At 23.5% G+C, this 22,043-nt stretch carries 16 protein-coding genes; 3 read left to right on the forward strand and 13 right to left on the reverse strand.

Annotated elements, in window-relative coordinates; translation table 4 throughout:
* Window positions 1-198: 198 nt before the first annotated feature.
* The 3 genes from LT335_RS03690 to LT335_RS03700 form a co-directional block, all read right to left on the reverse strand.
* The gene (locus LT335_RS03690) at window positions 199-1,662 is read right to left on the reverse strand and encodes an autotransporter outer membrane beta-barrel domain-containing protein (RefSeq protein WP_249728749.1); all 1,464 of its coding nucleotides are present in this window, start codon (window positions 1,660-1,662) and stop codon (window positions 199-201) included.
* 137 nt (window positions 1,663-1,799) lie between these two features.
* A complete protein-coding gene (locus LT335_RS03695; RefSeq protein ID WP_249728750.1) occupies window positions 1,800-4,451 on the reverse strand; it encodes an HAD-IC family P-type ATPase in 2,652 nt (883 codons plus the stop codon).
* 112 nt (window positions 4,452-4,563) lie between these two features.
* Window positions 4,564-6,558 (reverse strand): hypothetical protein, encoded by a 1,995-nt coding sequence (locus tag LT335_RS03700; RefSeq protein ID WP_249728751.1) that lies wholly within the window; start codon window positions 6,556-6,558, stop codon window positions 4,564-4,566.
* 139 nt (window positions 6,559-6,697) lie between these two features.
* Between LT335_RS03700 and ruvX the strand changes: the two genes are divergently transcribed.
* Window positions 6,698-7,132, forward strand: coding sequence for a Holliday junction resolvase RuvX (gene ruvX / locus LT335_RS03705; RefSeq protein WP_249728752.1), 435 nt, complete (start codon window positions 6,698-6,700; stop codon window positions 7,130-7,132).
* Between the two features lie 10 nt (window positions 7,133-7,142).
* Window positions 7,143-7,772, forward strand: coding sequence for a uridine kinase (gene udk / locus LT335_RS03710; protein WP_249728753.1), 630 nt, complete (start codon window positions 7,143-7,145; stop codon window positions 7,770-7,772).
* Window positions 7,773-7,818: 46 nt separating this feature from the next.
* Here udk and LT335_RS03715 read toward each other — a convergent pair whose 3' ends face one another.
* From LT335_RS03715 to LT335_RS03735, 5 genes are all read right to left on the reverse strand, one after another.
* Complete coding sequence (locus LT335_RS03715; protein WP_249728754.1) at window positions 7,819-10,884, reverse strand: DNA polymerase III subunit alpha; 3,066 nt, start codon at window positions 10,882-10,884, stop codon at window positions 7,819-7,821.
* 43 nt (window positions 10,885-10,927) lie between these two features.
* Window positions 10,928-12,643: a septation ring formation regulator EzrA gene (locus LT335_RS03720; protein ID WP_249728755.1), complete on the reverse strand. Its 1,716-nt coding sequence runs from the start codon at window positions 12,641-12,643 to the stop codon at window positions 10,928-10,930.
* 13 nt (window positions 12,644-12,656) lie between these two features.
* Window positions 12,657-13,427 carry a type III pantothenate kinase gene (locus LT335_RS03725; protein ID WP_249728756.1) on the reverse strand — a complete coding sequence of 257 codons (771 nt, stop codon included), beginning with the start codon at window positions 13,425-13,427 and terminating at the stop codon, window positions 12,657-12,659.
* Between the two features lie 25 nt (window positions 13,428-13,452).
* Entirely contained in the window at window positions 13,453-14,115 is a 663-nt protein-coding gene (locus tag LT335_RS03730) for a diadenylate cyclase (RefSeq protein WP_249728757.1), read from the reverse strand.
* Window positions 14,116-14,440: 325 nt separating this feature from the next.
* Window positions 14,441-15,712 (reverse strand): hypothetical protein, encoded by a 1,272-nt coding sequence (locus LT335_RS03735; RefSeq protein WP_249728758.1) that lies wholly within the window; start codon window positions 15,710-15,712, stop codon window positions 14,441-14,443.
* 223 nt (window positions 15,713-15,935) lie between these two features.
* Between LT335_RS03735 and LT335_RS03740 the strand changes: the two genes are divergently transcribed.
* Window positions 15,936-17,240: a hypothetical protein gene (locus LT335_RS03740; protein ID WP_249728759.1), complete on the forward strand. Its 1,305-nt coding sequence runs from the start codon at window positions 15,936-15,938 to the stop codon at window positions 17,238-17,240.
* Between the two features lie 104 nt (window positions 17,241-17,344).
* Here LT335_RS03740 and LT335_RS03745 read toward each other — a convergent pair whose 3' ends face one another.
* Genes LT335_RS03745 through LT335_RS03765 form a run of 5 tightly spaced genes read right to left on the reverse strand, consistent with a single transcriptional unit; the run spans window position 17,345 to window position 21,989 of the window.
* On the reverse strand, window positions 17,345-17,818 hold the full coding sequence (locus tag LT335_RS03745; RefSeq protein WP_249728760.1) for a hypothetical protein: 474 nt from the start codon (window positions 17,816-17,818) through the stop codon (window positions 17,345-17,347).
* Window position 17,819: 1 nt separating this feature from the next.
* Window positions 17,820-18,104 (reverse strand): zinc ribbon domain-containing protein, encoded by a 285-nt coding sequence (locus tag LT335_RS03750; protein ID WP_249728761.1) that lies wholly within the window; start codon window positions 18,102-18,104, stop codon window positions 17,820-17,822.
* A gap of 53 nt (window positions 18,105-18,157) precedes the next feature.
* A complete protein-coding gene (locus LT335_RS03755) occupies window positions 18,158-20,383 on the reverse strand; it encodes an ATP-dependent helicase (RefSeq protein WP_249728762.1) in 2,226 nt (741 codons plus the stop codon).
* A 31-nt stretch (window positions 20,384-20,414) separates the two neighbouring features.
* Window positions 20,415-21,119, reverse strand: a complete 705-nt coding sequence (locus LT335_RS03760) for an RDD family protein (RefSeq protein ID WP_249728763.1) — start codon at window positions 21,117-21,119, stop codon at window positions 20,415-20,417.
* 57 nt (window positions 21,120-21,176) lie between these two features.
* Window positions 21,177-21,989, reverse strand: a complete 813-nt coding sequence (locus LT335_RS03765) for a hypothetical protein (RefSeq protein ID WP_249728764.1) — start codon at window positions 21,987-21,989, stop codon at window positions 21,177-21,179.
* Between the last annotated feature and the right edge of the window lie 54 nt (window positions 21,990-22,043).

Genomic DNA, 22,043 nt, shown 5'->3' on the forward strand with positions numbered 1-22,043 from the left:
ATAAGATTTCCCCTTCTATTTATTTTCATAAAAATAAATTTTGTTATTTTTTCCCTCTTTTTTTATTATACATTTTTTTATTTTTAGTTTATTATTTATGCTATCAAGCACCAGTAGTGATTGTTAATTATCAAAAATAAAAAAAGTTCAGTTTATAAACTGAACTTTTTCATTTTGAACAAATCTTTTATTAATTATTTAATTTGGATAAAGACGCAGTGTAATAACTTTACTTTCTGCTTCATTAATTCCAAGAATACATTTTGTTAATAAATATTCATAATCACCAGTTGTTTCACCATTACTTAATCTTTCATCTGTGACATCAGTTTGTATTGTTTGTCCATCTACTCGTGCTGATGTATATAACCGAGCAATTGTTAAATTTTCGTTAAGATAATTTTGAATTTTTTCACTAGTAATACTATTAATTACGATATTTAACATTTGGTTTTTAATTGAATCAATCTTTACTGTTGCTTTATCATAAGTAATTGTTGTTGAATTATTTGTGCTACTTAAATAATTAAGTAAAGTTGCATCAATAATAACAGGATTAAGATGGACAATTTTAGTGCTACTTAATAATATATTTTTAAAAGTAAGATTGAATCAAGTTGTACCACTAGTTGCTCCATTTCTTAAGTCATCATCTGTTCATGGAGTATGAGTACCACTTATACTACGATTTAAATTAGAAATTATTAAATTTTCTTTAATTTCATTTTGAATCTTAATGCTCGTAAAAGTATCAACATACATAGTTTTTAATTGGTCTGTAACTGTTGTAATTGTTGCTATTGTTTGATCATAATTAACTGTAAAACCTGTTAATGTATTTAATTGCTTAGTTATTACATCTTCAGATCAAACATTAGTACCGACTGTCATTGTTAAGTTTGTTGTTTGGTTTGCAATATTATCATAATTGTAATTAATCTTAGCATTAATTGTTTGTTCTGTTGTTAAATCACTATTTTGTAAATCATTACCATTAACAGTAATTTTATTAAAAGTAAACAAATTAGCATTAAATCCTGTTTTATTTTGGAATGTTAATTTTGATTGAATGAATAAAGGCATAAATATTAAATCATCAATTGTGCTATTAATTTCAACATTTGTTTCATAAGTAGTAATATTAATTTGATTAACTATATCAGTAGTATTTTTATCTGAAATTGTAATTATTAGATTGGTTGTTTGATTTTTAATTGAGTCATAATTATAAATAAGTTTAGCATTAATTGTTCCAATTGTTTTTAGATTATTATCTACTAAATCATTTTTACCAACAGTAATTTTTACAAGTGCAAATTTATTTTTATTAGCTTCAAATGTAGTTTTATTGTCACCTGTTAATTTTGCACTAATAAAATCACTAGTAATTAGATTATTAATAGATGTTGCTGTGCTATCAGTAGTATTTGCTATTACTTCAAGATTTGTGATCTTGTTAATTTCATTAACAATTTTCTGTGTTGGAGTAATAGTATTATGAGAACTATTTTCAATACCTAATCCTATTCCTAAACCAACAGCTAAACCAACCGTTATGATTCCTAATGCTGTAGCATAAAATTTTCAATTCTTATATAATATTTTCTTTGTTTGTTTTTGTTCTTCAATTGGAAGAATTTCTTTTGTTAAATCTTGTGCCATTTTAGGTTATCTCCTTTATTTTTTTAAAATTATATCACTCTCAGGAGGAGGGGGAGCAATATTTTTGAAAATAATGATAAAAAAACAGTGAATATTTAAAATTCACTGCCGTTAAATTAACAATTTTTAATTACTTATTAAATTCAAATTTTAAATTTTTTTGTCATTACTGCTTTTGTTGATTCAACTAAAATTCAATTAACAATTATTAATCCTGGTAATACTGGTAGTCATAATAATGGTGGTTTTGATAATTGAAAGACATTTGCAATCGGATTAACAAAGGTAAATAAGAAAGGGATTATTAAAAAACTTAGCATACTAAATAAGAAAGTAATTGCCGGTCATGATTGAATAAATGATATTTTTGCTGTTCGAGCAAAGAAAATAAAGAAAATATGACTGACCATTGATTCAATAAAGAACATTGTTTGAAATTGTTTAATATATAAGGCTCTTGATAGCTCATTATGATTAATATGTTCAAAAAAATTAAAACCATAACCAACGATTAAGAAATTAGTAATACTAATAATTGACATTAAAATACTATTAATAAGCACGAAAGGAAATATTGTTTTAATATTTCATTTTAATGGTTTTTTAATTGCTTGGTTATCAACTTTATCAATAACAAACAATAAATTAGCTAAATCAAAAGTTAAGTTTTGCATTAATAACTGAATTGGTGACATAGTAGCAAAGTCAAATCAAATTGATCCAATTAATAAAGTTAACATTAAACCAAAGTTTGAAGCAACAGTTAATTTAATATACTTAAGAGCATTATAAAAAATTTCTCTTCCTTTAATAAATGATTTTTCTAACACATCTAAATCTTTTTTTAATAAGATAACATCAGAAGCATATTTGGCAATTGGCGTACCATTATTAACTGAAATTCCAACATCTGCTAATTTTAAAGCACCGGCATCGTTAACACCATCACCCAAAAAAGCAACAACATGATTTGATTTTAAAGTTTCAACAATTTTTGCTTTTTCAAAGGGTGATAATTTAGCAAAAATATTTGCTGTTATAAGTTGTTGATATAGTTTTTCATTATTACTAATTGCTAAATCTTGACCAAGTACAGCATTTTCTTTTTTCATTGCTAATTTATTAGCAATAGTTTGTGAAACTTCTAAGGCATCTCCTGTTAAAATTTTTAAATCAATTCCTGACTCATAAATGGTTTTAATGACTTTTTTGATATCATCTTTTAATTTATCTTCAAACGAAATAATTCCTTCAAAAACTAAATTGTTAGTTGTAATTTTACTTGTTTTTTTTGAAGCAACAAGAATTACTCGAAAACCTTTTTGAGCTAAATTATTAACTAATTGATTAATTTTATTTTTATGTTGATCATTTAAAGTAACAATTTTGTTATCAATTTTAACTTTGGCAATGATATTCATCATTTCAGTAAAAGAACCTTTAGTAATTTGTTTTGTTTTATTATCTTCTTTAATTAAAACTGTACTAATTTTCGTTTCATGATCAAATTGGATATCAGCAATTAATTGGATTTTGTTAGTATTAAATTTTTTATTAAGTTTATGATAAATTGCTTCATCAATTTTATTAATTAAATTTCTTTCAAAAAAAGCATTAATATAAGCACATTTTGCAATACATTCAGAACTGTTACCATTAATATCAATGATATCTGCAACTTCAATTTCATCAACTGTTAAAGTTCCTGTTTTATCAGTTGTTAAGATATTAACACTCCCCATATTTTGAATTACTTCATTATTTTTAACAACAACATTTTCTTTAACAAGTTTTTTACTACCAATTTTTAAGTTAGTAGCAATAACGGCTGGTAATGCCTCGGGTGTTAAAGAAACAACAATTGATAAAGTGAATACTAAAGCTGCAATTCATTGTGAAGTTCGTAAACCATTAGCAATAAAAATAAACGGAATTACTGCTAAAATTGCAATAACTAGCATTATTGTTAGTTTACTTATTCCTTTACTGAAATCAGATTTAGTTGCAATTTGTTCGGCCATAGTTAAAATTGATTGTGAGTAATTACTATCACCAATGTTAATAATTACCGCATAACATTTACCTGAAGTAATAATTGTTTGCGCAAATAGAATATTGTTATATTCAACAATTTTTTTACTTTTATTAGTAATACTTTTTTTAATTGGATTATTTTCGCCAGTTAATGTTGATTGATCAACTGATAAATTATCTTCTCAAATAATTCTAGCATCAGCAGGAATTAAATCACCTTGTTTTAAAACAATAACATCACCAATTACTAAATCATTTTGATTAATTTGAATTAAATTTTTGTTTGTTTCATTAAAATTAAAAGTATTAATATTATCAATTTTTTGATTTAGAACAAAAAAGTTATCAGTAACTAATACTTTTAATTTTTGATTTAAATTATATGCTCGATGCTCTTGAATATAATTAACAAAGACAGCTAAAATTATCATAAAAAATACAATTAATGAAGAAACTAAATCAATTGCTTTTCTACCATTAAATCAGAAAATAAAAAATTCAGTTAAAGCAACTACTCATAATAATAGATTAAAAGGTTCAATTATTGCCGAAAAGAATTTTTTAAAATGGTTAAATTTTTTGACTGAAATTTTATTAGTTCCAAACTTGGCAACTTGATTTTTTCTTTGTTCACTTGCAATCCCAATATCTGAATTAAGTTTTTTGCTAATTAAAGATAAATCTGAATTAGCAATATTTTTAACTTTGTTTGCTTCATGATATTTAAATTGCATATTGACTTTTTCTTGCTTCATTTTTTCACCTATTTTAATATTATTATAAAGGAAAGCATTGAAAAACAAAAATAAAATGAGAAAACATATTTAATTATATTTTTCTCATTTTATTTGATTTTATTAATTAATATTATTCAATAATAATTATTAAGTTAGTTTCAAAGGTAGAATTATTATAAGCAAAATTGAGTTTAGTATTAATTATGCCAATTGTTGCTAAATTACTATCTTTTAAATCATTACCATTAATTGTAACTGTATTAAGTTTAAATTTATTACTATCAAATTTTGCCGCAACTGCTTCCATTAATTCTTCTTGGATAAATTCACTAGTAATTTGATTAGTAATACTTTTAGCAGAACTGCCTTTAGTTGTTTTTATTACATATTTTATATTTCTAATTGTTTGAATGACATCTTGATCTAATACTTCAGGGATAAGATTAATTTTTAAGTTAGTTTCAAGATTAGATATCGTACTATAATTATAATTAATTTTTACATTAACTAGCTTATTACTTATTAAGTCACTATCTTGTAAATCTTTGCCATTAATTGTAACTTTATTAAATTTAAATAAATCATTATTAAATGATTTTCTAGCATTACCAGTTAATTGTTGTTGCATGAATTTAGTATTAATTTGTTTAGTAATACTTTCTGCAGTAGTACCATTTATTGCTGTTAATGTATAATTTTCATTGCTGTTGATTTGATTGACAATTTGTTCGTCACTAGTTGTAACTATGATTGTTAAATTTGTTACTTGATTGACAATTGAATCGTAACTATAGTTGATTTTGGCATTAATTGTTTGTTCTCTTGTTAAATCGCTATCTTGTAAATCATTACCATTAATTGTAACTTTATTAAATTTAAATAATTCAGAATTAAATTCATTTGCAATGTCTTCACTTAATTGAGTTTTAATAAATTCACCATCTAATTGATTAGTAATACTTTGTGTTGTATCACCAATAGTAGCAAATAAATTATATGTTGTTACATTATTAATAGCATTAACAATTTCTTGGTTATTTACCGAAATTGTAATTATTAAGTTAGTTTCTTGGTTAGTGATTGAATTATAATTATAATTAATTTTAGTATTGATTTTTGTAATTGTTGTTAAATCGTTATCTTGTAAATCATTGCCATTAATTGTAATTTTATTAAGTTTAAATAGCTCAGGATTAAATGGTTGTTCAAATTCACTAGGCAAACGGTTTTGAATAAATTCACTAGTAATTTGATTAGTAACACTTGCTGCTGATGAATTCATTATCGTTGCAATTGAAAAACTAGTATTGTTGATTGCATCAACGATTTGTTGATCACTAGCTATAATTACAATTGTTAGGTTAGTTTCTTGATTAATAATTGTGTCATAGTTATAGTTGATTTTGGCATTAATTGTTTGTTCTCTTGTTAAATCGCTATCTTGTAAATCATTACCATTAATTGTAACTTTATTAAATTTAAATAATTCAGAATTAAATTCATTTGCAATGTCTTCACTTAATTGAGTTTTAATAAATTCACCATCTAATTGATTAATAATTACTGCTGTTTTATCATTAATAGCAGCTGTTATATGTGTTGATGTCTTATTAATTGCGTCAACAATTTGTTGAGTACTAGTTTTAACGGTAATTGTTAGATTAGATTCTTGATTACTAATAGAACCATAATTGTAATTAATTTTTGCATTAATTGTTTGGATTACTGATAAATCAGTATCGCTTAATTCAGTATTATTATTTCCTATTGTAATTTTGTTAAGTTTAAATAATTCAATGTTGAATGTCTTAGCAATTGTACCAGTTAATTTTGTTTGAATGAAATCAGCATTAACTTGATTAATAATACTTTGTGTTGATGAATTTATTCTTGTTTCAGCTGTATAACTTGCATTATTAATTGCTTTTGCAATATCTTGATCAGTTATATTAATCTCAGTAGGAACTTTATTAGCATTAACTCCTAGTCCAACGCCTAATCCTATTCCTAATCCAACACCAATGATTCCTAATGTAATAGCGTAAAGTTTTCAACTTTTATATAGTTTTTTCTTCCCTTTCTTTTCATCTAGAAGAAGTTTGTTTTTTGATAAATTTTCTGCCATCTTTATACCCCTTTTTTAGCATAATTTTTAAATATTATAACATTTTTGGCAGAAAATGGGGTAAATTAGCAATAATTTCATAAATTTTATTTTTAATCAATCAATTTTAAAAATAACAGAAATACGATATAATAAAATTATGAAATATTTAGGCATTGATTTAGGAAGCAAAACATTAGGATTAGCAACAGGAACAGGGATTATTGCTTCACCCTGAAAAACTTTAAGATTTAAAGAACATGATTTTGATTTAGCATTAGATATGTTATTAATGGCGATTGGTGATTATCAACCAAATGAGGTAATTATTGGTTATCCGCTTAATATGGATGGATCAGTTGGTGAAAGTGCTCAAGTTGTTTTGGAATTTAAGAAATTATTAGAAAATAAAGTTAGCAAAGATTTAACAGTTGTTCTTTTTGATGAAAGAAGAACAACTTTTAGCGCCAATCAAGCTTTAATTCAAGGGAATGTTAAACGAGCTAAACGCAAAGAACTTAAAGACCAATTAGCAGCGACAATTATTTTACAAACATATTTTGATAAGTTAAAATTTGAATTTCAAGGAAGGTAAACTAAATTAAATGAAAAATAAAAACCATAAAGTTAGTTTAATCGTCATTGCTGGTGGTAGTGCTTCGGGTAAAACTACTGTTGCCAATAAAATTGCTGAAGCGTGTACTGGTAAAGATGTTGTTTTTATTGAAATGGATAATTATTATAAAGATTTGAGTCATTTATTGCCTGAAGCAAGAAAACAAACTAACTTTGATCATCCTAATGCTTTTGATTACCCATTATTAATTCATAATTTAGAACAATTATTGCTAGGAAATAAAATTGAAGAACCAATTTATGATTTTAAAGTTAATAGTCGTAGTAAAGAAGTAAAAATTATTAAACCTGGTGATGTCATTATTTTTGATGGAATTTTTGCTTTAGAAAATCAAGAAATTCGTAATCGAGCAGCAATTAAAATTTTTGTTGATACTGATAGTGATATTAGATTATTAAGAAGAATTACTCGTGATGTTGAAACTCGTGGTCGCACTTTAGATAGTGTTTTAAAACAATATACTGCAACTGTTAAACCAATGCATGATGCTTTTGTTGAACCAACTAAACGCTTTGCTGATATTATTGTGCCATTTGACTTTCATAATGTTGTTGCAATTGATGTCCTTGTTACTAAAATTAAAACTTTGATTAAATAAAAAAACCTAGTCTACTTTATTGTAGGTTAATACTAGGTTTTTTATTTTATAAACTATTGAGGATTTTATTTAGTACTAATTTAACTTTCCCTTGATACATTTCAATCTTAGTTTCCATTAAAACTACTTTATCAACTTGTAGTTTGTCTTGATATGATTGGTAAGTATGATTAAAGACTGTAACATCAACAATATTATTGTTATTTTGAACCATTAAGAAAGCCATTAATTGATTATTTTTTGTTTTAATAACTTTAACGGCATTAATTTTTGCAACTACTTTAATAACTTGATTAATGTGATTATTAATATCTGCTAAACTAATTGATTCATTTTTCTTATCTAATGTTTTTTTTCATTTTATTTCAGGATTATATTTTAAGTATAAACCTAATGCTTTATATTCATTAATACTATTTGCTGTTCAATTGTTTTCATATGTAACTAATCTTGGCTTTTCAAAATTAAGATTTAATTTTACTAAATTTTGTTTTTGATCTTTAATTTGGACAATATTAGCATATTTAATGGCACTATCAAGATTTTTTATTAGCATTGTTCGATTATCATTAATTTCATCTAAAGCGCCAGCAGCAATTAGATATTCTAAATTTTTACGAGTAAATCCAATAAAAATAGTTCTAGCACAAAAATTAAAGAAATCAGTAAATAAACCATTTTTTGTTCGTTCATTAACTAGTGCTTGACAATTTACTTGAGTTATTTGTTTGACTGCTAATAAACTATAAATTAAAGCATTGTTTTTTTTATCAATTAAAAATTCAGTTGTTGATTGATTAATGTTTGGTGGCACAATTTTAATATGATATTTTTGACATTCATATAAATATTGCGTCAATTTTTGGTTATTTCCAATAATACTAATTAATAAACATGACATGAAAGCTAAAGGATAATTGGCTTTTAAATAAGCTAATCAATAACTAATTAATGAATAAGCAACAGCATGAGAACGATTAAACCCATAACCAGCAAATTGTTTAATATCATTTCAAATTTTTTCAGCAATAGTACGGTTATATCCTTGTTTTATTGCGCTATTAATAAATAATGTTTCTTGTTGTTCCATTTCGTAAATGTCTTTTTTACTAATTGCTCTACGAATTAAATCGGCTTTTGCTAAAGAAAAACCAGCAATTTTTTGTAAAATTAATAAAATTTGTTCTTGATAAAGAATAATGCCATAAGTTGATGCTAAAAATGGTTTTAAATCTTCAGTAAGATAAGTAACTTTTTCTTTTCCTAACTTTCTTTTAATATAAGTTGTTACATAATCTTGTGGACCTGGACGAAATAAAGCATTTGTTGCAACAATATCTTCAAAACTATTAGCTTTCATATCTTTTAAAATTTCACGCATACCTGGTGACTCTAATTGAAAAATTCCAGTTGTATCACCATTAGCAATAATTTTAAAAGTTGCTTGATCAGTTAATGGTAAAGCATTTAAATTAATTGATTTTTGATAATATTTATTAATTTTTTCTAAAATATTATTTAAAATTGTTAAATTTCTTAATCCTAAAATATCCATTTTTATTAAGCCAATTGCTTCTAAATCTTGCATTGAATATTGAGTTTGAAAAATATTATTAAAGCCAGTTTGTAATGGAACAAGATTAATTAATGGTTCTTTTGTTAAAATAATTCCCGCAGCATGAGTACTAGTTTGGCGAGGAAAGCCGATAATTTTTTGTGCTAATTGAAAGACTATTGGGTATTTTTTTGCATAAATACTTAATTTTGGTGAAGCGTTAATTGCTTGTTGTAAATCAAAATTGTATTGCATTAAAATTAATTTACTAATTTCATTAATTTCATCTAAACTAATATTAAAAATTCGACCTAAATCTCTAATTGCCATTTTGCTAGCAATTGTTTGAAAAGTGATAATATGACTAACATGCTCAATTCCATATTTTTCTGCTAAATATTGAATTACTTCTTCTCTTCTTTCATCTTGAAAATCAATATCAATGTCAGGCAATGATGCTCTTTCAGCATTTAAAAATCGTTCAAAAATTAAATCATATTTAATTGGATCAACATCAGTAATTTCTAAAACATAAGCAACTAAACTACCAGCAACACTACCTCGTCCAGGACCAACAATAATTTTTTTACTTTTAGCAAATTGAATATAATCTTGAACAATTAAAAAATAATCATTAAAATTCATATTATTAATGATTGTTAATTCTGAAAGAAGTCTTTCAACATAAGATTTTGGCACTGATTTACTATTAAATCTTTTTTCTAAACCTTTTTTACAAAGTAATTTTAGGTATTCAGTATTACTAATATTATTTGGAATTGGGAATATTGGTAATTGTTGTAATTTTTCTTGGTTTGTTAAATTAGGAAAAACTAAATTACATTTATTAATAATGTTATTATTATTCTCTAAAATTCAATTAGGAAAAACTTTTATTAGTTGTTCTTCATTGTAATAATAGTTATTGCCACTTTTAACTAATTGTTCTTTTGTTAAAGTTTGATTTTCTTTAATTGCTGTTAATATTTGAACAATTTGAGCTTCGTCTTCAGTTAAATAAGTAACAATATTAGTTGCTAAAATGTTTTTTGTAATTTTAGTTAACTCTGAAATAGTCTGAATATTAGTTGCTTTAACACCAAAAAAAATCGTTGTTTGTATTTTTACTGTTAATAACTCTCAGATTTGTTGTAAAAATTCTAGTTTATGATTATCAATTTTAATAATAGTAATTAAATTATCATTATTTAATAAATTTTCTTTAATTTCTTGATTATTTAAGACAAGATTTTTAGTATTAATAATTGTTGAAAGTTTAATTAGTGTTTTATACCCTTGATAATTAATTGCTAATAAAGTTAAATTAATTATTTCATTGCCGTTTTGTCACTGACAATCTAAACCAATGATTGGTTTGATTTTATTATTAAGGCATAATTGGTAAAATTCATGAGCACCATACATAACATTCTTGTCAGTTAGAACAAGAGTTGGCAAATTGTTAGTTTTGGCAAATGAAACATAGTCTTTTAATTTAATACTTGATGATAAAAATGAATAATTAGAACGAACATTTAAATTAACAAGATATTTCATTTTAGCTCCTAATATTTTTGCTTAATAATATTATAACGAACATTTATTGCATTAAATTAATCAAATTAATTAAAGCTTCTTGATAATTTTGCTCTTTAATATTATTTTCAATATTTTGAAATTGAAACTTTGCTTGTTCATTTTGATTTTGACGATAACGATTAGCATAAACTAAAGTAGAATTTGCTAGTTGATGAAAAGCAATGGCAATTTTAATTTGTTGATATAATTGAAAACTCTGATTTTGTAATAAATTTAATTCATTAATAATTTGATTCAAATCTAAATCAATTTCATTTGATAATTTATTAGTTAAATTTTTAATTTGTGTTTCTAAATTAAGGAAATTTTGATGGTGTTGGTTTTCTAAATATTGATAATTAAAGTTTGAAAGAATATTTTCAATTTGTAACATTGTTGAATTTAATTTATTAAGTGAAGTGTTAATAATAATTTTTGGTTTAATTTCTTCAATTAATAGTTGATTGTATTTTGTTAAACTATTAAAAGCAATAATATTGTTTTCAATTAAATCTCTTAATAACATTAAAAGTTGTTGATAAGTTAAATCTTTATCATTTTTATCAATTTCAACGGTAATTTGATTTTCAATATAATTAATAGTTTGGATTTCATCTTCAATGATATTTTTTAACTTATTAATTTTTTGGTCATTAATTAGAGTTTGACCATTCTTAATTAAGATATCAAAGTCTTGCTTTAAATTTTCATAAATTTGATTTAAGTTTAATGATAATTCCGAAAATTCTTGATAATATTGATTGAAGATTTTAACAAAATTTTCTTCTTCTTTTAAATCAGCATTAAATTTGTTTAGTCAGGATAAAATTTCTAATATTTTATTTTTTGATTTTTTATATTGTAAGTTGTTAATTAACTGTTTTATTGAAATTAATTGGTTATTAATGTTAATTTCTAAAGTATTAAAACTTACTAAAAGATTATGATCGTAAGATTGATATGCTAGTTGTTTTTTAATTAGACTAAGTCGTGCTGGAATTAAATGATAAACTTGATGACTTAAACTTGGTAAATTCATTAAAATTTCAGCTAAAACAGTTGTACCAATTGCAATCTCACTAAGGATGCTAATAACAGCAGAAAATTGTGCTTGGTTAATGAAGTTTTCTAAATCTTTAAATTTAATTTCTAAAACATTAATAATTTCATTTAGTTGTTCTTGATTAATTTCATTTTGTAGTTTTGTTTTGATAATTTCTGATTGTAAATAATTAAAATTTTGTTTAAAAAATAATTGATATTCACGAATTAATTGATCAATACTAATAAAATAATCAATTTCAATTAATAATTTTCTAATTTGCTCTTTTGTATCAATGCTTTTATGGTAAGTTATTGTAATTAATTTATTACGAAGATGATATTCTTTTTTATTTTCTAAATTAATAATTTTTCAAAAAGATTTTACTAAATCTTGACAATCTTTTTTTAGTAATTTTTGATAACGATTAATTCAAATGTTAAAAATATTAGTATATTGAGTATTGGTTTTGATAATACCATTAATTCGTTTTAAGCGGTCTTTTAAATTAATATTTTGACAATATTCTAAATTTTTTAAAATTTGATTTTTTTTATTTTTAATATTACTAATGACGATTAAAATTATTGTCGCACTAATTAAAATTATAAAAAGTAAGCTGATAAGAATTAATAACGAAATATTAAGTTTATTAAATTCAATTAAACTACTACTATTTAATCAGTGTTTGGACATTTTTTCCTCCAATTTAATTATTAATAAGTTTATTATTTTTTTGATAATTTTGGTAAATAATCATTAAACCATGCATTAAAATATCTTGATCATATTGATATTGAAATTGTAAAAATGGTTTTAGTTCGTGAAAATTGCCACCAGTAATAATAACAGGTAAATTAATTTTTAATTCTTGCTTAATTGCTTTTATTGTACCATCAATCATATAATTAAAACCATTACCATAACCAATACTTAAAGCATGATGGGTTGTATTTCCTAAAAGTGAGGAATAGGGTTTAATAGTAAAAGGTTTAATTAAAGCAGCATTAGTTGTTAATGAACTTTTTGCATCATTAAAACCAGGACTAATAATTACACCAGCTATCATATCATCTTTAATAATTGTATAAGTTGTTGCTGTACCTAAACTAATAACAATACAATCATGATATTTATTATGACTACCAATTGCTAAAGCAATTAAATCAGTGCCAATTTCTTTTGTGTCAGTATTAATTTTCATTGATAAAGATTTGATTAAGCTTGGATTAATAATTTTTGGTTTAATTTTTAAGGTTGTTCTAATAATTTTGGTAATATCTTTTATTTTTTTCGGAATAACGGTGCTAATAATTGCATCATTGACTTTATTTTTTATTTTTGTGATTAATTGTTTAACATCTTTATTTCAATTTTTATTCTTACTAATAATAGGTTGTAATAAAGTAATTTTTTGATTTTCTAAATCGGCTAACGCAACTTTTGTTAAACTATTACCAATATCAATTAATAAAATCATTTTTCAATCCTATTCTTTATGATAATTATTGCATTTGATTAGTCATTTCCTTAGTTGAAGCCATTTCATCGAATAATGTTCGAACTAAATTATTAAGATTTTCAATTTGCAAAAATTTGCCATCACGAGCAATTGAAACTTGTCCGGTAGTTTCACTAACAATAACTGATACTGAATCAGTTATTTCTGAAATTCCTAAAGCAGCACGATGTCTACTACCATATTGACTAGAAATCTTTTTATTAGTTAAAGGAAAATAAGTTGAAGCACACTGAATCCGTCCTAAGCGAATGATAACTGCTCCGTCATGTAGTGGTGATTCTTTTAAGAATATTGCTTGTAATAATTGTGGACTAACTTCGCTATCAATTTTAATTCCTAAATCAATATATTGCGCTAAAGACATATTTCTTTCAATTGTCACTAAAGCACCAACTTTTGCTTCAGATAGTTTAATAATTGCTTCAGATAGCAAACTAGATAACATTCTTTTTTCTGATGATGTTAAAACTGTAACATGAGATTTACGATTAATTGTTCATCAGGTTTTTCTATTTCTGAAGATAATTATTAATATTACTAAAACCATTAATATTACTAGTAAACCAATTGTTATTCCAAAAAGAATTGAAACTTCATTAATTAATGATTGGTTATTATCAGCATTTATTACTAAATTAGTAAGCATTTATTTTCACCATTTCTATTTCTTATTTTAATTAATTATAAAATAAAAATTTAAAAAAATATAAAGAAAGAATAAATTATTATTGCAATAATTTATAAAAATAAAGATTTTTAAATCTTTTAAATTTTTTGTTTTTGATAATAAAAATGATACATGAAAAACTTCATATATCATTTGTATTTATAATATAACTATTTTTACTTATTTGTATCATTAGACGAAAAGCAAGAGCATATTTTGTCTAAAATTAAATTAAAAACATTTGATTATTTAAAAAATAGCAACATAATTTAAATCACGCTTAAGTAATAATTTATAAAATTATTTATTGCTTGAAAGATAGATTAAAATTAATGTATTGATTTTTTACTGTGCCATAATTGAAATTAATTTGAAAGGTAATAGTTTCACCTATTATTGAATGATTATCAAGATAATCATCAGTTAATGGTGTATGATTACTATCTTTAAGACAAAATTTGATGAATTGATATTTATTAACATCAGCAAATCTTAAAATTGGATAAGAATTAATATGATTTTTAAGTTGTCCCTTAATGTATCAAAGTGGATCGTTATCTGGATTATATGGATTACCTTGTCCACGAAGAACTGAATTAATAAAATGTTGTAAAGTTTCATTAACTGATTTTACAGCATCAAAAACTATACTAGAATTTATAACTGCATCAACTATATCTTGATCTGTTGGTATTATACCATTAATAGTTATTGTAAGAATTCCAGTATATTTATTTATACCATTAATTATTAACGAACCATCTTGACCATAATTTGGTCGATTGAATGAGTCAATTTTAACATTGGCTTTTAACTCAGGATGTTTTTCATTATTAGCATTTAAAAATGTTTCTAATGCTATGCTTCCTGAGTTATCATTTATGATTGCGATAGTTCCATTAATGTTTGTTACAAGACCTAATGTTGCTATATTTGTTTGTGTAATTGCGTTGATAGATATTGTAAGAATTCCAGTATATTTATTTATACCATTAATTACTAATGAACCATCTTGACCATAATTTGGTCGATTGAATGAGTCAATTTTAACATTAGTTTCTAAGTCAGATACTTGTGAATTTAGCTTAATAAATGCTTGAAATGCTTCTGTTTGCTCTGTGTATGGTTGTGTAAGTGTTTGCTTAAGGTTAAGTTCACTTAGGTTTTTTTGTGTAATTGCGTTGATAGATATTGTAATGCTTCCTGTGTATTTAGTATCTGCTTTAGCAATAATAGTTAATGAACCTGTTGTTATATAACTTGGTTTAATAAATGTTAAATCAACATTATCTCTTAAATTAGTAAGATTTTTATTTTTATTATTATTTAAAAAAGCATTAAATGCGTCATCTACTGACATATTTTCACTACCAATAATTGCAGTTTTATTAAAATTACTTAAATTTGTTTTATTTATTTCAGAATGATTTGCATTAATTCCGTAGTAAATTCCTAATCCTGCTCCAATGCCAATTAAAATAATTGCTAACATTAGCATAAAGGTTTCGCTTTTTAGATATTTTTTTCTTTCTTTGTTTTTTTCCTTTGAAAGAAGTTCATTTTTTACATTTGCCATATATTTTCTCCTTTGCAATTATTTTTTATTAAAGGTGTTAATAATACAGCACGACATTATTTAATTTTTATGTAATTTTTTGAAAAGTCTCTTCTTATTTTTATTGTATCACTTGATAAGAAAAAATAGCATTTTTATTAATTTAGTATAATGATTATATTAATAAAATTTTTAATGATACTATAATAAAGGATATTAATTAAGGAAAACAGGAGAAAAATTAATGTTTGGCAATCAAAATAATAGTGATCGAGATAATAATCAATCTACTAATAAATCTAGTTCTAAAGCGGAAAAGTTAAAAATAAAAACTAAAGCTTATGCTCGAGTGCGTAAAATTTTAGGATTTAAATATTTTGTTTTAACTTTTTTTTGATTAATCTTTTTTGGATTATTATTAACTGTTGTCATTTTATTTACCATTGAAAGAACAAACGTTAATAATGCTAATCATGTTAATGATATTTTAAAGCAAATTGCTGGTGCTAGTGCCTCAGAGAAAGTTGATTTGTATCAACAACTATTAAATATTAAATATCCAATTATTGATTTTTCATTATTAACATTTCTTTTGTTTACTAGTTCATGAAATTCAAAACCAATTAGTGGTGATTACTCTACATCTTGAAATCAAAGAGTGACTAATATTAATGTTGCTTATTCTTATGTTTTTATTACTGCTTTAGTAGCTCTAATTGCTCTTATTTTTTATTTTGTTATTATTGTGAAACTTTATCTACGATCAGCATTTGAAAGAAAATATGATTTACAGCGAAAATTTGATAATCATTATGATCTTTTTAATGTCAAAATTTATTTAAATTTTATTAGTAGCTTAGCAATTTTACTTTGTTTCTTTAATTTTTTATCAACATTAGTTGCAATTACTTATGGGATTATTCTTTTAATTGCTTCTGGAATTTTTCGTTATTTTTTTAAACAAAAAAATGTTATTTTATTAAATCATAAATGATGAAAATCACCGAATTTTATTTTATATTTTTCAATTGCTTTAATTCAAAATGGTTATAATATTTTAAAAACTTTATTTGCTAATCAATTTGGAGTTGATTTAGATTTAATTTTAACGATTTTGTTCCCAGTTGGAACAATTACAATTTTTTTAGTTATTTTAATTCGTAATTTATTAAATACTAATATTACTCAAGTTAAAAAGGCAATTAAAAATATTAATACTCGGATTGATTCTTTTCGCATTTTTTTCTATTCTCAAAAAGAAAAATCTTTAGAAGACTTTACTTTTGTTGAAGCATTACCAATTTTAATTAGAACTCCCTTAAAGAAGAATTTAATTTCGGCACAAGAAGCCTATGCTTTGATGATTAAAATTAATGAAGCAGCGCTTTTTATTGAAAAGAATTTTGAAAAAAAGAATGAAAGAAATTATATGTTGTATCATTTATTTAATGAAATAACTGATATTGCAGAAATTGATGATATTAAAACTAATGTTTTAAAAGTTCAAGCAGCTAAAAAATCAACATCAAATATAAGATCTATTTTATAATAAAAATCATTTTCATAATTTTGATTTTCATTACTATTTAATATTTAAAAAAATTGAATAGTAAAATCCCATTTATAAACTATTCATAAATGGGATTTAATTTATTAGCTAATTTTATAATTATCACTAATTTTTTTATAAATCATCATCTGAGGGTTTTCGTTTTGATAATCTTCAAAGACAAAGACACCAACAAAATGAAATCCGATTCCTTTTGATTTATCATTTATTTTAGCAAAAGTGACAAATTGGATTTTATTTTTATGATATTTTTCTGCTAATACTTTTCTTCTTGCAATTGGTTTTGTACTATCAAATTGATAAATATAATTTCAATCATCTGAAAGAAAATTTCCATAACCATTTTTCATTGCTATTGCTTTTTTATTATTAGGAGTAATATTTGGAAATCAAATTTGTTGTTGGTCATTTATTTTATATCCAACTTTTAATAATGAAATATGATTTTCATCAGTAAAAAGTGAACTTAAAACATCAAAGATTGTTCTAAATTTAATAGGATCATTAAGCGTTATTGCTTTTTTAGTTAAAATTTTTGTTAATACTTCATTGCTCATATTATTTATTTTTATCCATTCAACGAGACAACTTTGCAATTGCTTTAAAATAAGATTTTCTAAAAAAGAATGCTTTAATTGGATGCTGTTTTTTAAAGAAACTAAATGAAATTTGTTGCATTTCATCACAATTAATATTTGGTTGAGTAAATTGACCATTTTTGTAACAATGTCAACAATATTTAGTACTTAAAGTACCATCTTCATTTGTTCCACGATTTTTATCATTATTAATTGCTAAAGCACAACTTTGGCATTTCTTATAATTTTTATTGCCATCACTCATTTTTTTCTCCTTAATTAAATTTATTTCTTATAATTTTATCTTATATTTTATAATTAAAAGGAATTTTTAATTACTTTTGTAATTCCTTTATGATTAGCATCAAGGATTTTAACACCACCAGAATTGTTATGAAAAGCAACTTGAATTTTATTACCAATAGTTTTTACAACAATACCATTGCCAAAAATTTTATGAAATAATAAATCGTTTACTTGTCAATGATTTTTAGAACTATTTGCTTTTTCTAATTCTTTTGTTGCTGGTTTAGTTATTATTTGATTAAATTTATAATTTTTTGGATAGAATTTTTCGTTTGAATTTTGATTTGAAGGATTTAAAGTAATGATTTTTAAATTGTCTGGGTCTAATTCTTGGAAAAATCGTGATGGATAAAGTTGTCTTTTTAAAACATGTGAAAAACCATCGTTGCTTGTTAAAAATAAAAGTTTTTTAGCTCTAGTAATAGCAACATATAATAATCGTCTTTCCTCTTCAAGTTTTTCTTTTTCTTTACTTGTTAAATTATCAATATGATTAATACCAGGTAAAATCCCTTCATTAAGTCCGATTACAAAAACAACTGGGAATTCTAACCCTTTAGCACTATGAATTGTCATAAAACTAACGGCATCAATCCCTTTTTCTTCTTTTAAATCACTATATAAACTTACTTCTTGTAAATAATTAGTTAATAATTCTTCACCTTGAAGTTCTTGATTATTATTATCAAATTCAACTAAATGCCCTAAAAATTGTTGAACATTTTCAACTCTTTCATTTTCATAATTGTCTTTTAATTTTTTAATATAATCAATATCTTGTAATAATTCAACAACTAATTTTTCGATTGAAGTTAATTCTCGAATTTGGTTTTGAAATTTTTCAATTAAATTAATCACAGGTTGCAGTATTAATTTATGGTTTTTTGTTAAGTTATGTTGAAATAAGAAGAGATATTCACTTAAAGTTAAGTTATTTTCATTAGTTTTTTCTAAAAGTGTTTCAATTGTTTTAGCACCAATCTTTGGTGTGGCATTTAAAACTCTAATCATTGATAAATTATCATTTCAAGCAATAACTTTTAAATAAGCTAAAATGTCTTTAATTTCTTTACGATCAAAAAATTTAAAACCGCCAATAATTTTGTAATTTAAATTGTGATTAATAAATGCTTCTTCTAAATCTTTTGATAAATAGTTATTACGATATAAAACAGCAATTTGATTTAGTTTAACATCTTGTAAAACTAATTTATTTTTAATTACATTTGCAATTCAATTTGCTTCTTGATTTGCATTTCAACCATGAAAAATATGAATATCTTCACCAAGTTTATTAGTAGTAAATAAGTTTTTTTCAATTCTTAATTGATTTTGAGCAATTAAACTATTAGCAGTACTAAGAATTTTTGTTGTTGAACGGTAGTTTTGATTTAAAATAAATGTTTTTGCTTCTGGAAATCTTTCAGTAAACTTTAAAATTAAATTAATATTGGCACCTCTTCAAGTGTAAATCGTTTGATCAGGGTCACCAACAACTGTTAGATTTTGATGTTTTTTAGTTAAATTTAATAAAATTTGATATTGTAAATCATTAGTATCTTGAAATTCATCAACTAAAACAAATTTAAAACGATTTTGTCATTTAGCTAAAATATCAGGAAAATCTTTAAAAATTTTAGCAACCATTAATAATAAATCATCAAAATCTAAACAACTATTTAATTTTAAATAATCTTGATATTTTTCATAAGCTTTAGCTCGTAAAACTCAATCTTCTTGTTCATAATAATCAGTAATTACATCATCTTTTGTTAAGTGATGATTTTTTCATTCTGAAATATAACTATTTAATAATCTTAATTCACTTGCTTCAACTTTAGTATCAAAATCACGGTTGTAAATATCTTTTAAAATCTGTCTTTGATCAGCAGCATCAATAATATTAAAGTTTTTATTAATGTTTAAAACTGCAATTTCTTGTCTTAAAATTTGTGCACAAAGTGAATGGTAAGTCGCAATTCTAACTTTTGTTTCGTTATCATTTAATATTTCTTGGACACGACTTTTCATTTCTTTAGCAGCTTTGTTAGTGAAAGTTACAGCTAAAATTTTTTCACTAGGAATTTTTAAAGCAGCAATTAAATAAGCAATTTTATGTGTTAAAACTCTAGTTTTACCAACTCCTGCTCCGGCAACAATAATTGATGGTCCTTCATTATAAAGAATCGCTGCTAATTGTTGATCATTTAAATTTTTTAATAAATTGTTGTCACTCACAATTTGCTCCTTTAAAGAGTTTTAGTAATGTTTATGATAAGTCTTGAATATTATCTAACTCTTCTTGATTAATTTTACCTGGTTGATCTTTACCTAAGTGAACATGAATAATTATTTCTTGTTGCTTTGAACTTGATTCTGAAGTTTTTCTTTTAAGAACTGGATATTTATTAATAACATAAAGTTGATTTTTTCGATCAAAGAAAAGTTGATGTTTTTTATCAATTTTAACAATAATCATAATTCCTAAATATCAAGCAAAAACAAAACTAAAAATCACACGAGTTAAAACACTAATTCAAAATCCTGAACTTGTTTTATCATTAATATTGTTAATATTAGTTTTTAAAACAACAGTAGTAATAAAAATTGCAATCATAGTTAAGATAACAGGAATAAAAACTAAGAATGTTTCTCTGATTAAAATACTTTTAAAAGTAATTGCTTGATTGTTTTCATAAGTTAGTTTGATTAGGCAAATCTTTTTTCCTAAAGTTTGACCATTAAATTTTCATGGAATTATTAAAAAATAAATTCCCAAAATTAAAAAATTAATTAAAATCATGACTAATAAACTAATTCAGTTATTAATCATTTTTTTATCAATAAAATATCAAACTAGGGTGATAATTGCTGGAATTAAACTAACAATTATGATATCAATAAATCTTGCCAGAATTCTTTTTCATGTTCGAGCAAGTGAATAACTTTCAATATTATCAAAATCACCATTCATAATATTTTAATAATACCATATTTTGGCACATTATAAAATGGTGATTTGACTGATATTTTAATTACTTGGTATTGTTTTAGCTGCTTTTTCTTGATTTTTAATTATTTTTTTCTGATTTCATTGGTATTTTCAATTATTGTAGTAATAGTAGATAGTAAATAAAGCTAAAAATAATACTAAAATAATTCCTAAATACATAAAGAATGTTCCAAGGCTTTCTTTAACATTTAAAAAGAAATACGGATAAGAATAATCAATTTCATTTTTATTAACAATTTGACCAACAAAAGTTCCTTTAATCAAAATATAAGTTAAGTAAATAAACAAATAACTAATAGATATTGGCAAAGTTTTAGTTAGTGTTGGTTTAATTGCTCATTTTTTTATTCCTGAAGTTACAAAATAAAAAATAACCATAATTATCGGAGTAAATAAATGTAATAAAAAAGTATTAACAAAATTCATAAGATCAATTGGATTGCTAAAATCAGTCGTTGCAATTAATATTTTAAATAAACTTACTCAGAAAATAACAAATGTAATCGTAATATAAATTGTTACAGTAAATTTAAAACGGCCTTGATTAATTGTTGTAAACTTATTTTTCTTAAAGTAATTAATTAATGCTAAAACAAAAAATACTAAAACTAAAATATTACTTTGAATTGTAAATGTTGATAAAGAATTTCAAATATTTGCTCAAAATCCAGTGGGATATCATAAATGATGAGGATTTTGAATAATAGTTTCTGATGATGCTTTAAGTGCTGCATTAACAATTGTAATGATTAAAGCTATAGTAACAACAACAATCCCTAATCAGATTAAATTTCTTACTAAGGTTGATTTATTTCTTGTTCTTATCTTCATTTTTTCTCACCTCTTATTGTCGATTTTTCTTTTTCAGAAGAAACTTTTTAATAT

The organism is Spiroplasma attinicola, from assembly GCF_023509825.1.
Lineage (GTDB): Bacteria > Bacillota_I > Bacilli_A > Mycoplasmatales > VBWQ01 > Spiroplasma_D > Spiroplasma_D attinicola.